Source organism: Sphingobium sp. SG1 (assembly GCF_057063145.1).
Genome location: NZ_JBVVOJ010000002.1, coordinates 166,708 through 181,336, shown reverse-complemented (window position 1 = coordinate 181,336; position 14,629 = coordinate 166,708). Strand labels below are relative to the sequence as shown.

Below are 14,629 nucleotides of genomic sequence, written 5' to 3'. Positions count from 1 at the left end.
CTTATCTCTACCCTAGGAGCGGGGCGTGGGCGTGCTCTGCTGTTGCTGGCGTTGCAATTGCCGTTCCTCGACTCCGTCTTCCGCCTGCGCGATCCGGACATCGGCGTCAATGCTGATATCGCCCGCGACCGTAACGGAGCCCCGTATCGGGGCAGCTTCGTCGGCATCCAGGCCACTGGCCAGGCGCAGATAGCGTTCGGTGACGCAGACGCGGTTGGACGGATCGAATCCGACCCAGCCCAGCCCCGGCACCAGCGCTTCGGCCCAGCCATGGGTTTCGTGCAGCAGATCGCCCTCGGCCGCGAGCAGATAGCCCGAGACATAGCGGGCCGGGACGCCCAGCAGGCGCGCACCGGCAAGGAATATCTGGGCATGATCCTGGCACACGCCAGCACCCAGCGCGAAGGCCTGCGCCGCGGTCGTGTCGGCGCCGGTCACGCCCGGCCGATACTGAACGGCATCGCTGATCGTGGCAGACAGGGCATGGAGTTGCGCCAGCGGCCCGTCTCCTTCCGGCAGGGCGGCAACCATGGCGCGGATCGCATCGGACGCCCTGGTCAGCGCCGTGTCGCGCAGGAAATAGCGGGCATCGACCCGGCATTGCGGCAGACCGCCAATACCATGGGTCTCGCGCGTCTCGACCAGCCCCTCGGCAACGATCACCGCCTCGTTCAGGCTATCATGGCGGACCCACACCGCCTCCATCTCGCCATAGCTGTTGGGACGAAAATTGGTCAGCGCCTCGCCATTGATGCTGACCTGCCAGTCATGGACCTTCTGGCCCGGCGTATCGACCGGCACCAGCTTCAGCCGCATGGCGACGCGGCCGGCGGAGGCGGGATAGCCATAGACGGTCTGGTGACGGACGAGCAATTTCATGGCGCGCTTCCCCTCCCCCTTCAGCCGAAATGATAGGTTTCGGCGATTTCGACGCCGAGCCGGTTGCTCATCATCAGGCTGTACTGCACCGTTTCATGCAGGCCGCGACGGAAAATCTCGCCGGCGTCCAGTTCCTCCAGCTCGCTCACCAGTTGCTTCACCGTGTCATGACAGGTGCCGCGCGCATTGTGCCAGCCGGCCAGCCGGTTGAGCCGATAGGCGAGTTGATCGCAACAATAGGCGACGCTGCGCGGAAACAGCCGGTTGAGCATCAGGAAGTCGGTGATCTGCCAGGGCGTATAGGTGCCGCCATAGACATGATGATAGGCGCGCGCACCAGACAGGGCATAGAGCACCGACGTCCATTGATAATGGTCGCGATTGCCGCCGATCACCTCGGTCTCGGGCAGCAGCACATAATATTTCACATCGAGCAGCCGCAGCGTCATCTGCGCCCGCTCCAGCGCCGACCCGCAGCGCAGGAAATCATGGCCCTCATTGCGCAGCTGGCCCGAATGGGCGGCGCCGCGGAAGGTCATGACACGAGTCTTCACCCAGTCGATCAGGGCCGGCAGCTGCGCCTTGGCCTCGGCCACGTCATAGCTGTCGAGCTTGCGCCAGCCGTCGTTCAGCGCCTCCCACATGTCCTGGGTCAGCATGGTGCGCGCCGACTTGGCATTGGCGCGGGCCTTGAGCAGGCAGGAGCGGATCGAGCTGGGATTGTCGGCGTCCAGCATCAGGAAGGACACGACATCGCTTTCCGTCACCGGCACGCCATCGGGAAACTGATGCCCGGCCCCGGTCGCGCGCACGACCGATCGCCATTCGTCGCGATGATGCGCGCCCGGCAGGATCGCCATGCGCTGCCCCATCGACAGCAGCCGGGCGGTGGCTTCGGCGCGCTCCATATAGCGCGCCATCCAGAAGAGATTTTCGGCGGTCCGGCTCAGCATGTCTTGGCTCTTTTCACCGTGGGGGCCGGCGTCGTTGCGCCCGGCCCGGCATCATCAGGGGCAATCGAAAGGAGAGAAGCGGCCGCGCCCATCAATCCTGCAACACCCAGGTATCCTTGACCCCGCCGCCCTGACTGGAATTGACCACCAGCGACCCTTCGGTCAGCGCCACGCGGGTCAGGCCGCCGGGGACCAGCCGCAATTGCTTGCCGACCAGGCAATAGGGGCGGAAATCGGCGTGGCGGCCGACCACGCTGGCCGGCCCCAGGGTCGGCACGGTCGAAAGGTCGAGCGTCGGCTGGGCGATGAATTCGCCGGGATTGGCCTTGATCCGCTCGGCATAGGCCTCGACTTCCGCCTTGCTCGCCTTGGGGCCGATCAGCATGCCATAGCCGCCCGAACCATGGACTTCCTTGGCCACCAGTTCGTGCAGATGTTCCAGCACATAGGCCATTTCGTCGGGCTTGGAGCATTGCCAGGTCTGGATATTGTCGAGGATCGGCTCCTCACCCAGATAGAAGCGGATCATCTCGGGCACATAGATATAGACCGCCTTGTCGTCGGCGATGCCCGATCCGGGCGCCGACGCCAGCGTCACGCCGCCATTGCGATAGACGCTGAAGATGCCGGGGACGCCGAGCAGGCTGTCGGGCCGGAAGACCAGCGGGTCGATATATTCGTCGTCGATGCGGCGGTAGATGACATCAACCGCCTTGGGGCCGAGCGTCGTCTTCATCCAGACCCGGTCATTGTCGACGAACAGATCGGCCGGCTCGACCAGTTCCACGCCCATCAGGTCGGCGAGGAAGCTATGCTCATAATAGGCGCTGTTGAGCGAGCCGGGCGTCAGCACCACCACCACCGGATCGCCCTTGCAGGCGGGCGGCGCGACTTCCTTCAGGCTCTTGAGCAGTTCGGCGGGATAATCGTCGACCGGCGCGACCATGCCCTGCGCGAACAACTCGGGGAACATGCGCGTCATGATCTCGCGATTTTCGAGCATGTAGGAGACGCCCGAGGGGGTGCGGCAATTATCCTCCAGCACCTCGAAACTGCCCGGCCCGGTGCGCACGATATCGATGCCGACGATATGGCTGTAGACTTTCCCCGGCGGGGTGAAGTCGGCCATTTCGGCCAGATAGGCGCTGTTGCGATAGATGATGTCGGCCGGCATGATACCCGCCTTCACGATTTCGCCACGATGATAGACGTCGTGCAGGAAGGCATTGAGGGCGCGGGCGCGCTGGCGGATGCCCTTGTCGAGGATGCGCCATTCGTTCGCGGTGAAGATGCGGGGCAGCAGGTCGAAGGGGATCAGTCGTTCCGGGTCGCCGCCCTCGCCATAGACGGCGAAAGTGATGCCGATGCGCCGGAAGATCGCTTCCGCCTCATCCATGCGACGATTGAGCCCGGCTATGCCTGTCCGCTCCACCCATTTCTGCACTTCGTCGTAACAGGGGCGCAGCGAACCATCAGGCTCAAACATTTCATGGAAGGGCAAGTTGTCGTTCCTCCCTCGGCCCTCGGCCGGTTGTGCATTGCAACAATAGTGCGCCGCATCGTTGCGATTGCAAGACAAAAATGGCGGAGCGGAAAAAGCGTTCCTTCGGCGATGCCAGGATTGCGGAAATAGGTCGCGCCGATCGTTTCTACGCGCGCAAACGAGCGCGCGACGGGGGCTCTGGCGGGGCGCTCAAAAAAGAATGCAGATTTTTGCAATCGCCCCGTTGACCACCGTCCATCCCCTGCGTATAGCGCCGCCTCACCGCAGGGAAACACCCCCTGCGAAGCCCATGGGGCGGAGTAGCTCAGCTGGTTAGAGCAGCGGAATCATAATCCGCGTGTCGGGGGTTCAAGTCCCTCCTCCGCTACCATTTCCAAGACATCGAAATGATCGCAAAACCGTCGCTTTTCAGCGACTTACAGGCGATGCTGAGCATGATGTCGAATTTTCCCGCAAATGCCCCGGATGGACTGGATTGGCCTGATTTGGCCCCGGTTTGACAGGAATTGTGTCAGAATTTGTGTCATGCTTTTCTTCTCCTCGAGACGATCGAGGTCATCATGGAAAACCCGAAAACATTGGCTCCAGCGCAGATCGAAATGCTGGGACAAGGCCGCTATTCCGATCTTGCCGTGCCCGGCCTGTGTCTAAAAGTGGACGACAAGGGACGGCGCACCTGATGGTACCGACGCCGTATCGCGCGCGCAAAAACGATCATAACCAAGCAGTTGGGCGCATTTCCTGCCTTTTCCATAGCGGCGGCCCGCCAATGGGCAGTGGAACTCAATGAAGCCACGCAGCGAGGCGAAAATCCTCTGGCGATCCAGCGCGCCGAAGCGGCACGCGCAGCGATGACGCTCGACAAGGCGCATCAAGCCTATATCGCCGCCATCAGGCGCTAGGATCGCAAGAAATTGAGGCCCCACACGATCAGTGACAAGCAGGGCATCTACGATCGCCTGGCAGATGGGCTACCCCGGAAAGTAGCACAGGATTTTGATACCAAGCAAAACGGGCAGACGCTTTCAGCAAGGCTCCTGACGAACGTCGCTCATCGGTTAGCCCGCACACACCCTGACCACCCATCCTCGACTGTTGAGCGCCAAGCCGACGGTCGGCAATTCGAAAGGCACGAACAACCGCTGAACAACCCGGAAGAATCGCTTTAACTGGCGCCGCCTATTGCTCCCGGCGTCAGTGCCAAAGCGAGCAGGATGAGGGCAAGGCCGATATAGGCCCATATACCCATGCCCCGCTAGGCGAGCCCCATCGTGCTACCTTGCGCGCGCGAGGCTTTTGCAAGCCTCATGGCGTATATCATTGTCCCGGTCACGGCCATGGCCGTCAATGCTGCTCCGAACAGGAACCAGAGGGCCTTGGTCCAGATGCCGCCGAATGTGCCGAAATGCAGCGGATCGGCCATTTCCGAGATCCGCTGATGCACGTCGAGGTTGCGGCCGTCGAGTCTGGTGATGACCTTGCCGGTTGCTGGATCGATGGCGAGAGCATTTGCGCGATCCCGCACCAGCCAGGCGGAGGACTGGCCCAGAAGAACAACGCCATTGTCCTTCATGAACCGGATTTCACGGATGTCGAGCGCCGGATCGGTCCGTCGCGCAATGGCAACCAGTCGATCCAGCCTCTGTCCGGTCGGTGTCGGGCCGGCGGCGATTTCGGGCAGCCTTGGCACGGCCGCATTACCGCCCAGCGTCTCCACCAGATACCAGATGCCCGTCAGCGCGATTAGGGCCACGAACCACAGGCTCCAGAGGCCAAGCAGTCGATGAAGGTCTCCGGTCAGGCGACGACCATCCCCGCCGCGTGGCATGCGGAAGAAGCCGCGCCACCATTTCTTGTAAGTGACCACGCCCGACACAAGCGATACGGCCAGTAACAGCGCGAGCGAACAGACGAGCGGAATGCCGATCTTCGTAGGCAGCATCAGATGGCGATGCACCTGTCGCAGGAAACGGTGGACATTGGCCCAGTCATGCCGGCCCGTCACCTGCGCGGTCCAGGGATCGACATAGATGCGCTCGGGCGCACCCTTGCCATGATCAATCCAGGCTTCAACGGTGAACCAGGGATCGATCGGCGCATAGAGTGTCTGGAGGCGCGCATCGGGGGCTGCGCGAGCGGCGGCATCCGCCCACGCCCCCCCAGGACGCGACCGGTTCGGCCCGTGGTGCAACGCGCATGGCAGGCGTAACGAGCCAGTCGAACTCATGCGCGAAGACTGCCAGCGTGCCGGTCGCCAGAATGAAAGTCAGGAAGATCGACAATTTGAGGCCGATCCAGCTGTGCACCACCCACCAGAGCGAACGCCCCTTCTTGCCCTGCGCCTTTGCCATGGTCAGAAGTTGAAGCGCAGTTCAGCGAGGAAGGTGCGCGGTTCGCCGGGAAAATGGCCGCTCTGCGCCGAGAAGCCGGATGCGGCGTAGACCTTGTCGAAGATATTGTCGACACGCAGCATCAGTTCGGCAAAGCCGAGCCCCTTCGTCAGCGAGGCGTCGAATATGGTGTAGGGCTTCACCCCCTGTCCCGACAGGCTGATACGCCGCGATACATATTCTCCGCCAAAGGCGATGGCGGTGTCGATCGCGGGCAGCTGATAGCGGGTCCAGAAGCCGAGCTTGTGTTTGGGTGCGTTGGCGAAGCGGTTGCCCACGGCATTGGTGATCGCCTGTCCCGCGATCGTGCCGGTGATCTTCGTGTCGTTATAGCCGTAATTGATGAGCGCCACCCAGTTGGGCGTGATGTCGGTCGACAGGTCGATCTCGAAGCCCTTGGCTGTCACTTCGCCGATCGGACGCAACTGATCCTGGCCATTAATTGGAGGCAGGCTGGTATCGGCCTGAAGGATGTTCTTGCGCACGATGCGATAGGCAGCGAAATTGGCTTGCAACCGGCCGTCGAACAGATCGGTCTTGACCCCACCCTCGAACTGGTCGCCGGTCACGGGGGCGAAGGGACCGCCGGCATCGATCGTCTGGCTGGAAGCACTCTGCGGCTCGAAGCTTTGCGACCAGCTGAGATAGACGGATACGTCGTGGCGCGGTTTGAAGATTGCACCGGTGCGGAAGGTCACATCATCATCGGTGTAAAAGCGGTTGCCGACCACCCCGTCCTCGAACCTGTCATAGCGAACGCCGCCCACGAGCATGAAGGCATCGGTGAGGCTGATCTGGTCCTGCAGATAGGCGCCCTTGCGCTTCGTGCGCGTGTCAGTGACGGTGAAAGGCAGCAGGGCGGCCCGTGCCACGTCGCGCGCGCTGTTGGTGTAGACGGGATTGCTGAGGCTGAGCGGGGTGACGCCCGCGCGCAGAATGCGGCTATTGAGCACGCTCGTCTCGTCATACCAGTCCGCGCCGGTTTGCAGCTTGTGTTCCATGCCCAGCAGGTCAACACGTGCGGTCAGGTTAGTGGAGAAAGACAGGCCATCGACGTCGCGGATCTGGTCGCGAAACTCGCGGGCGACAAGGTCCGTGCTGCCAGCGACGAAGCCGCGCGGTTCGTGATATTGCTGGGTTTCGGTCGCCTTGAAATAGCGCACGCCCGCATCGAACGTCACCCGATCGCCGATCGCCGTGGCATAGCGCGCCTGATAGGCCTGCGATTTGAGGTGCAGGAAGTCGGTCGGTTCGTTTGCATTCCAGCGGATATTGCCCAGAAAATTACCGTCATTGTCGGTCAGTACGCCGCGCAGCCGGTTGGCTTGCAGGTCGTTATCGTAGATCGTCGCCTGAAGCGTCAGCTTGCCGCCCTCATTGGTCTTGATCGCAACGGCACCGTCCCCGATCAGGGAGACATTCTTCGTGTTGATGCAATAGGGGTTCGACGCCTCGTAGAAGCCGCCGAGGCGGTAGGTCACGATGCCAGCATCGTCGATCGGGCCGGTTGCTTCGGCGGAGATACCGCGACGGTCGTAATTGCCGGCGGTCGCGACGAGCCGCATGCCGGTCTTGTCCTCCGGCGTCTTCGACACATAGTTGATGATGCCGCCGGGCGATCCGGGGCCGAAGAACAGGCCTGCAGGCCCCTTCAACACTTCGACCCGCTCGATGTTGAACAGTTGCGGCACGGAAAAGCCAATGAACGGGTTGCCACGCATGCCGTCATAGAATGACTGGTCCTGCCGGAAGCCGCGGAAGGTGACGCCAGCATAGCTGAAGAAGCTGACGCCGGAAATGTTGCGGTAGATGTCGGTCGCGTCGCGCGCGCCCTGATCGGCGAACAGATCCTTGTTGATGACCTGCACGGCTTGAGGGATGTTGAGCGGATCTTCCGTCGTCTTGCCGACAGTCGTGGTTTCCGTGCGATAGAGCCGCTGGGCGCGTCCGGTGACGATGATCTGGTCGGCATTGCCGGCTTCGGGCGCCGCAACCGGCGCCTCCTGAGCCGAAGCGACGGACGCGCAAGTGCAGACAGACGCCAGCAGCGCCGCACGAAAGATGGACAAAGCGACCCCCTATTATTCGATTCGCTAATGAGAGTTATTCGCGCTACGCATTCTGGATCCGGGATGCAAGCCAATGCCCAACTCCGGCCACGATTGATCGTCCAACAAGATGGGAAGCGGACCGGCCGCACCTGGAGCCGAAATATAGGCGGCTTAATGGCAAAGAAGGGTCGTGAGCTCTCTACTTACACACGCCTATCATTCTGCCAGGAACGCTGCACGACGGTTCAAGGCAAATACGCCGTCGTCGATCCATGAATATATCTCATAGGTCGTGTCAGAGCCCGATGCGCTCATGCGCGCCGACGACGCCTAATCCCCTTGTCGTCATCCCCGCCAGCATCAAAGTCCCAATTTCAAACGTTTAGCGTTGCCAATAGAAGCAGCGGCCACCGCCCGTCCCTTCATGCCGGGGTAGAAAAACTTTTTTGTCTACCAATTCCGTTATCTTTAGCCCGCCCCTCGTCCAATAGTCCGACAAAAAGGGGTCCTCTGTCGTGCATCGTCTTACCAGCGCCGTCTTCCTGCTGCTCTCTACGACATCCACCTTCGCCCAGGCGCAGGATCAATCCACGCCGCAAGCCACTCAGGAAGGGGCAACGGAACGCTCCGACATCGTCGTGACCGGTATCCGCAAGAGCCTGGCCGACGCGCTGGCAGTGAAGCGCCAGTCCGCACAGGTCGTCGACGTCATCTCGGCCGAGGATGTCGGCAAATTTCCCGACAAGAATATCGGTGAAGCGCTCCAGCGGGTGACCGGCGTCCAGATCACCCGCGGCGGCGGTGAGGGCCAGGCGATCACCATTCGCGGCGCCGATCCATCACTCAACCGGGTCGAGATTAACGGCCAGTCGGCCCTGTCGACCTCGATCGCCGCCGCCGCCGGCAATGGCAGCAACCGCGCGGTCGACTTTCGCGACCTGCCCGCCGAATTCGTCTCGCGCCTCGAAGTGCTCAAGTCCGCCACGCCCGACATGACCGAAGGCGGCCTGGGCGGCACAGTACGGATCATCACGCGCCGCCCGTTCGATGCGAAGGAAGGCTATCTGGCCGGGTCGGCACAGGGTATCTACAATGAACTGGCGAACAAGGTGGATCCCAAATTCGCGCTGATCGGCTCCAAGCTGTTCGCCCATGACACGATCGGCGTGCTGCTGTCGGGCACCTATGAAGATCGCACCATCCGCTACGATCAGGCGCGCACCACCGGCTGGCGCCAGGTGGAAACGGTGCAACCGGCAACGCCCGCCAGCCAGAACTGCCTGTCGGGCCGCAACCAAGCCCGCTGCGTCGACCTGGACGGCAGCGGCTTTGGCGATTTCTACCCGGACATTCCGCGCTATATCACAGCGACCGAGCCCACCAAGCGCTATGCCCTCAATGGCATTGTCGAATGGCGCCCGGACGATAATTTCAAGGCCTATGTCGAGGGCACCTTCACCAAGAGCAATACGCGATCGGACGACCAGTATCTGCAATTATCCACCACCCAGTCGGTGGCCAATGGCGGCATCGACCCAACCGGCGTCGTGATCCGCGATGAAACAGCCCAGACCGTCACCTTCGTGAACAACAGCGCCGCCGGGACCGGCCCCAGCGTCAATTATCGCAGCGTCATCGGCGGGCTGCGCCGTCGCACCTTCAACGGCATCGTCGGTGCCGAATGGCAGGTCGGCAAGGTCAAGCTGTCGGCCCGCGGCACCTATGCCGCGTCGCGCGTCTTCAATGATGAGGTCGACGTGACCGCGTCGGTATCCGGCAAGGACGCCCTGCCCTGGATCACCATCGACTATGACAATCCGCAGCATGCGCCCAACATCATCCTGCCGATCGACACCACCACGACCCAGGGCATCAACACGCTGTCCGTCGAGGCACGGCCGCGCCTCAACCGCCAGCAAGAACAAGGCGCCAAATTCGACGCCGAATATCGCCCCGACAATGACGGCCTGCTGACATCGCTGAAGGGCGGCATCGAACAGAATAGGCTGGTATCGAGCAGCCGGTTCAGCAACGCGGTCTACACGTTGAACGGCATCACCGGCCAGACGACCCTGACCCGGTCGGGCATCAGCGGCACGCAGGTTTTGGCGACCACGACGCCCGCCGCCCAGCTCGCGACGATCCAAAGCCTGCTCAGCAATTATGGCGGCATGGGCGACGGCAGCTTCTTCAAGACCGGCGACCTTGGCTTTTCGGGCATCGACCGCTGGTGGAACCTGGGCGATGACCTCGCCAATGCGATCGGCATTCCCGATCCCTATACCAGCATATCGCCGCTCGACACCTATCGGGTGAAGGAAGAAACCATCGCCGGCTATGGTCAGGCCGCGTTCAAGGCGGATCTGGGCTTCGACCTGTCCGGCGTGTTCGGCGCGCGCCTTGTCCACACCCGCACCATATCGACCGGCAGCCAGAGCAGCGGCGGCGTCATCACCCCTGCCCGCTACACCGGCGAATATACCGTTCTGCTGCCATCCGCGAACCTGCGTGCCGAACTCGTCCCCAACAGGCTGGTGGTGCGCGCCACCGCGTCTGACGTGCTAGCCCGCCCCGCCCCTTCGCAAATGGCGCCCAATGTCCGGCTCGATCCCGTTGGGCTGACCGGATCGCGCGGCAATCCGGGGCTGAAGCCCTATCGGGCCTGGCAATATGATCTGGGCGTCGAATATTATATCTCGCGCACCAACTATCTCTCCGTCACGGCTTTCCGCAAGGACATTAAGTCCTTCATCGACACCGACAGCCGTGAGGAGGAAATTGACGGGCAAGTCTACACCATCCGCCTGCCGGTCAACGGCACTCAGCATGTCACCATCCAGGGCGTCGAAGCCGGCGTTCAGTTGGGCCTCGATTTCCTGCCCGGTATATTGAGCCATTTGGGGGTGATCGCCAACTATACCTACAACAAGGACAAGGGCTATGAAGGGCGTGACTATTTCACCAATGCCAGCCTGCCCTTCCCTGGCGTGTCGCGGAACAGCTATAATGCCTCGCTCTTCTATGATGATGGGCGCTTCGCCATTCGCGGATCCTATAACTGGCGCAGCCGCTATCTGATCAACGCGGTCGATCGCGGCAACAATCCGTCCTTTGGCGAAGCGTTCGGCCAGTTGGACGGATCAGCCAGCTATGTCGTCAACCCGCATGTCTCGCTGTTCCTGGAGGGCGTCAATCTGACCGATTCCACCCGGATCGAGAATGCCAACAGCATCTATCGCCGCAATGTCATCGAAACCTATGGCCGCCGCATCTATTTCGGCGTCCGGGCAAAGCTGTGACGCGGCGCGATACGCTGGCAGGCCTGGCGGGGGCTTCGCTCCTGCCGGCCTTTGCCCGTGCCGCTACCGGCCGCCTGCTGCATCGGGACGATTTCCGGCATGGCCTGGACCAATGGCAGATCGAAGCCGAAAAGTCCGCCACCGTGCGCGCGCAGGGCGGGCTGCTCGATATCGAGGCGCCCGCCGGGCTTACCCTGTGGTTCCGCCCCCTGCTCAAGGGGCCGATCGAAATCCGCTACCGGGCGCTCGCCGTGGCGCAGGGCGGTCCCCATGACCGGTTGAGCGACCTCAATTGCTTCTGGATGGCCAATGACCCTGCGGTGCCAGACGGCGATGTCCTGGCCCGGCCGCGCAGCGGCAAGTTCGAGGAGTATGACAGCCTGCAGACCTATTATGTCGGGCTGGGCGGCAACGGCAACAGCACCACCCGCTTTCGCCGCTATGTCGGCCGCGCCGGCGACCGGCCGCTATTGCCCGAAAATGACCGGCGCGGGCCAGAAGACATGCTGGTCGCCAATCGCTGGCAGGACATCGTCCTGATTGCCGACGGGGACAAGATCGCCTTCTTGCGCGATGGCCGGCGACTGTTCGCCTTTCAGGACGATCATCCCTACACCCATGGCCATTTCGCCCTGCGCACCACCGCCAGCCATCTGAAAATCCGCGACTTCACCGTCCGGGCCCTTCGCTGACCCAAGGAAACCCCATGCCCCTCTCCCGCCGCGCCCTGCTCCAGTCCAGTCTGCTGAGTGGCGCCGTGCTCGCCCTGCCGACACCCGCGCGCGCCGCGAAGGCGCCGCCGGCAACGAATGTGCATTGGCTGGACGGAAGCCCGCCCGCCTGGGACGGCGGCCAAAGTTGGGGCACGCCCTGGCCCCGCGGCACGCTGCGCGGGACGGACAGGCTTCAGGTGCATGGTGCAGATGGTGCCATATTGCCGCTGCAAAGCTGGCCATTGGCCTATTGGCCGGACGGATCGATCAAATGGAGCGGCCATGCGCTGCCGGCAATGATCGACAGAGGCCCCTCCCATGTCTCGATCGGCATCGGACGCAATCTGGCTCCCGCGCATCCCGTCCGGGTCGAAGAGCAGGCCGGTGCCGTGCTGGTGCATGTTGGCGCGACATCCTGGCGCCTGCCCCGCACAGGCAGCGCCATCATCGCCGCGGCAGAACGGGATGGCCAAACCCTGCTGCGCAATGTCCATCTGCTGGCCAGCGTCCAGAATGCGGCGTCTGACGAGGAATCGGAAAATCTGTCGATCCAGCGCTACACCAGCCGGATCGACGCGCTGACCGTCGAACAAAGCGGTCCGGTCCGTGCCGTCGTCAAGGTGGAGGGCAGTCATGCCGACAACAGCCGCCAATGGCTGCCCTTCAGCCTGCGCCTCTATTTCACCGCCGACAGTCCGGCCGTCCGCATCGTCCACAGCTTCATTTGGGATGGCGACGCCGATCGCGATTTCCTGCGCGGTCTCGGCATCCGGGCGCAGGTGCCGATGGCCGCGCCCTTGCACGATCGACATGTCCGCATCGCCACCGATCATGGCCTGTTCAGTGAAGCAGTTCGGCCGCTCACGGGCCTGCGCCGCGATGTCGGCGAAGCCTTTCGTCAGGCACAGATTGACGGACGTGCAACCCCGTCGGTCGACACGCTGCCGGATCGGCTGCGCCAGTTGCTCGACAATATCCCGGCATGGGGCGATTTCCGGCTGTTCCAGGGCAATGCCCAGGGTTTCACCCTGACCAAGCGCACCCGCAAGGGGCGTGCGCCGATCCAGTCGCTCGAAGGCGATCGCGCCCGTGGGCTGGCCTATGTCGGCACGCCCTCGGGCGGCGCGGCGATCGGCATGGCCGATTTCTGGAAACGCCATCCGGTCCAGCTCGACATTGACGGGGCGGCGGGGGATGCGGCCGACCTGACCGCCTGGCTGCACGCACCAGACGCGCCTGCCATGGACATGCGCTCCTATCGCGATGTGCTGGGGATGACCGACTATGCCCGCCAGAATGACGGGCTGGACATGACCTATGAGGATTATGAACCCGGCTGGGATCAGGTCAAAGGCATCGCCCGAACCAATGAATTATGGCTCTGGGCGCTGCCCGCGACGCCCGATGCCGCAACGCTGGACAGCTATGCCGCCCAGGTGGCCAGCCCCGCCCGGTTGCAGGTCCAGCCGGATCGCATTCATGCCGCCGGCGTGTTCGGCGATTGGGCGCCACGCGCGACCAGCGGTGCCTTGTGCCTGGCGATCGAGCGACAGAATGACCTGCTGATCGATCATTATCGCGACGAGATCGACCGGCGCCACTGGTATGGTTTCTGGAACCATGGCGACGTGATGCACAGCTATGACAGCGACCGGCATCAATGGCGCTACGACATTGGCGGCTATGCCTGGGACAATAGCGAATTGTCGACCGACCTGTGGTTCTGGTACAGCTATTTGCGATCGGGCCGGGCAGACATATTCCGCATGGCGGAAGCGATGACCCAGCACACCGGTGAGGTCGACGTCTATCATTCCGGCCCCTGGGCCGGCCTTGGCACGCGCCATGGCGTCCAGCACTGGAGCGACAGCAGCAAGCAGCCGCGCGTATCCAATGCTGCCTATCGCCGCATCTTCTATTATCTGACCGGCGACGAACGGGTCGGCGACCTGATGCGGGCGCTGGTCCATTCCGACCGCGTGCTGCAACATGTGGATATTGGCCGCAAGGTTGCCGATCGGGCGCCGGAATCGCTGCCGCCCGGCGGGGTCGGCGCCGTCGTCAAACCCGCTGGATTGCCGGAAGGGGTGATCCAACTGTCCTTCGGTACAAGCTGGGGCAGCCTGGTCGCGGCCTGGTTCACCGAATGGGAAAGGACCGGCGAGCGCCGCTGGCGCGACCGCATCCTGGCCGGCATGGACAGCATCGCCGCCCTGCCCCGCCAATGGTGGGCTGGCGGCGCCAATTTCGATCTCGCCAGCGGCCGCTTCGTGTCCGGCGGCGATCATGTCAGCGTCAGCCACCTCAACGCGGTCTTCGGCATTGTCGAAATCATGGCCGAACTTCTGCCGCTGGTCGATGCGCCGGGCTATCAAGCGGCCTGGATCGATTACTGCAAATGGTACAACGCCCCCGCCGACCAATGGGAAAAGCGTTTTGGCGAAGCGCCGCGCGGCCATAATCTGCGCCAGGCCCATTCACGCCTGACCGCCTATGCCGCGCACGCGTTGCAGGACACGGCGCTGGCAGCGCGCGCCTGGAACGAATTTCAGGACGGTGAACTGAAACCGGGCCTGACGACCATGCAGGCGGGCGACGGCATCGTGGAGATTCCCGGCCTGTCGACAAATGGCGCAGCCCAATGGGGGCTGGCAGCAATCCAGAATCTGGCCCTGGTCCCGCCAGATTGAACATCTCGATCAATGATCGATCAATTGCGACAATGATAAAAAAGGAAAAATCATAAATAGATAATATTCACCTATTCGATCTTACAATTCAAAATGACGCCATAGTCATTTGATACATATCACGGGACATATCTAAAAAACATCACCAGC

At 62.5% G+C, this 14,629-nt stretch carries 10 protein-coding genes and 1 tRNA gene; 5 read left to right on the top strand and 6 right to left on the bottom strand.

Going from position 1 to position 14,629, the window contains the following annotated elements; all coding sequences use genetic code 11:
• Positions 1–12: 12 nt before the first annotated feature.
• The 3 genes from AC0KVN_RS06325 to AC0KVN_RS06315 all read right to left on the bottom strand — a co-directional run bounded on the left by AC0KVN_RS06325 (position 13) and on the right by AC0KVN_RS06315 (position 3,333).
• Positions 13–879, bottom strand: coding sequence for a transglutaminase family protein (locus AC0KVN_RS06325; RefSeq protein WP_435566415.1), 867 nt, complete (start codon positions 877–879; stop codon positions 13–15).
• 20 nt (positions 880–899) lie between these two features.
• Positions 900–1,832, bottom strand: coding sequence for an alpha-E domain-containing protein (locus AC0KVN_RS06320; protein ID WP_004212140.1), 933 nt, complete (start codon positions 1,830–1,832; stop codon positions 900–902).
• 91 nt (positions 1,833–1,923) lie between these two features.
• Positions 1,924–3,333, bottom strand: a complete 1,410-nt coding sequence (locus tag AC0KVN_RS06315) for a circularly permuted type 2 ATP-grasp protein (RefSeq protein ID WP_004212139.1) — start codon at positions 3,331–3,333, stop codon at positions 1,924–1,926.
• A 296-nt stretch (positions 3,334–3,629) separates the two neighbouring features.
• Between AC0KVN_RS06315 and AC0KVN_RS06310 the strand changes: the two genes are divergently transcribed.
• A tRNA-Met gene (locus AC0KVN_RS06310) sits at positions 3,630–3,706 on the top strand.
• Positions 3,707–4,031: 325 nt separating this feature from the next.
• Positions 4,032–4,238 (top strand): hypothetical protein, encoded by a 207-nt coding sequence (locus tag AC0KVN_RS06305; RefSeq protein WP_483656048.1) that lies wholly within the window; start codon positions 4,032–4,034, stop codon positions 4,236–4,238.
• 353 nt (positions 4,239–4,591) lie between these two features.
• Here the strand turns inward: AC0KVN_RS06305 and AC0KVN_RS06300 are convergent, their stop codons facing one another.
• Genes AC0KVN_RS06300 through AC0KVN_RS06290 form a run of 3 tightly spaced genes read right to left on the bottom strand, consistent with a single transcriptional unit; the run spans position 4,592 to position 7,795 of the window.
• A complete protein-coding gene (locus AC0KVN_RS06300) occupies positions 4,592–5,428 on the bottom strand; it encodes a PepSY-associated TM helix domain-containing protein (protein ID WP_483656047.1) in 837 nt (278 codons plus the stop codon).
• Entirely contained in the window at positions 5,406–5,687 is a 282-nt protein-coding gene (locus AC0KVN_RS06295) for a PepSY domain-containing protein (protein ID WP_483656027.1), read from the bottom strand. The genes AC0KVN_RS06300 and AC0KVN_RS06295 overlap by 23 nt, the downstream gene beginning before the upstream one ends.
• A 2-nt stretch (positions 5,688–5,689) precedes the next feature.
• A complete protein-coding gene (locus AC0KVN_RS06290; protein WP_483656026.1) occupies positions 5,690–7,795 on the bottom strand; it encodes a TonB-dependent siderophore receptor in 2,106 nt (701 codons plus the stop codon).
• A 497-nt stretch (positions 7,796–8,292) separates the two neighbouring features.
• On the opposite strand from AC0KVN_RS06290, the gene AC0KVN_RS06285 reads away from it, so the two are divergent.
• The 3 genes from AC0KVN_RS06285 to AC0KVN_RS06275 are packed head-to-tail and all read left to right on the top strand — an operon-like array spanning position 8,293 to position 14,479.
• Positions 8,293–11,076 (top strand): TonB-dependent receptor, encoded by a 2,784-nt coding sequence (locus AC0KVN_RS06285; RefSeq protein ID WP_483656025.1) that lies wholly within the window; start codon positions 8,293–8,295, stop codon positions 11,074–11,076.
• Positions 11,073–11,768: a DUF6250 domain-containing protein gene (locus tag AC0KVN_RS06280; RefSeq protein WP_483656024.1), complete on the top strand. Its 696-nt coding sequence runs from the start codon at positions 11,073–11,075 to the stop codon at positions 11,766–11,768. Before AC0KVN_RS06285 ends, AC0KVN_RS06280 begins: the two co-directional genes overlap by 4 nt.
• 14 nt (positions 11,769–11,782) lie before the next feature.
• Positions 11,783–14,479: an exo-rhamnogalacturonan lyase family protein gene (locus tag AC0KVN_RS06275; protein WP_483656023.1), complete on the top strand. Its 2,697-nt coding sequence runs from the start codon at positions 11,783–11,785 to the stop codon at positions 14,477–14,479.
• Positions 14,480–14,629 lie beyond the last annotated feature (150 nt).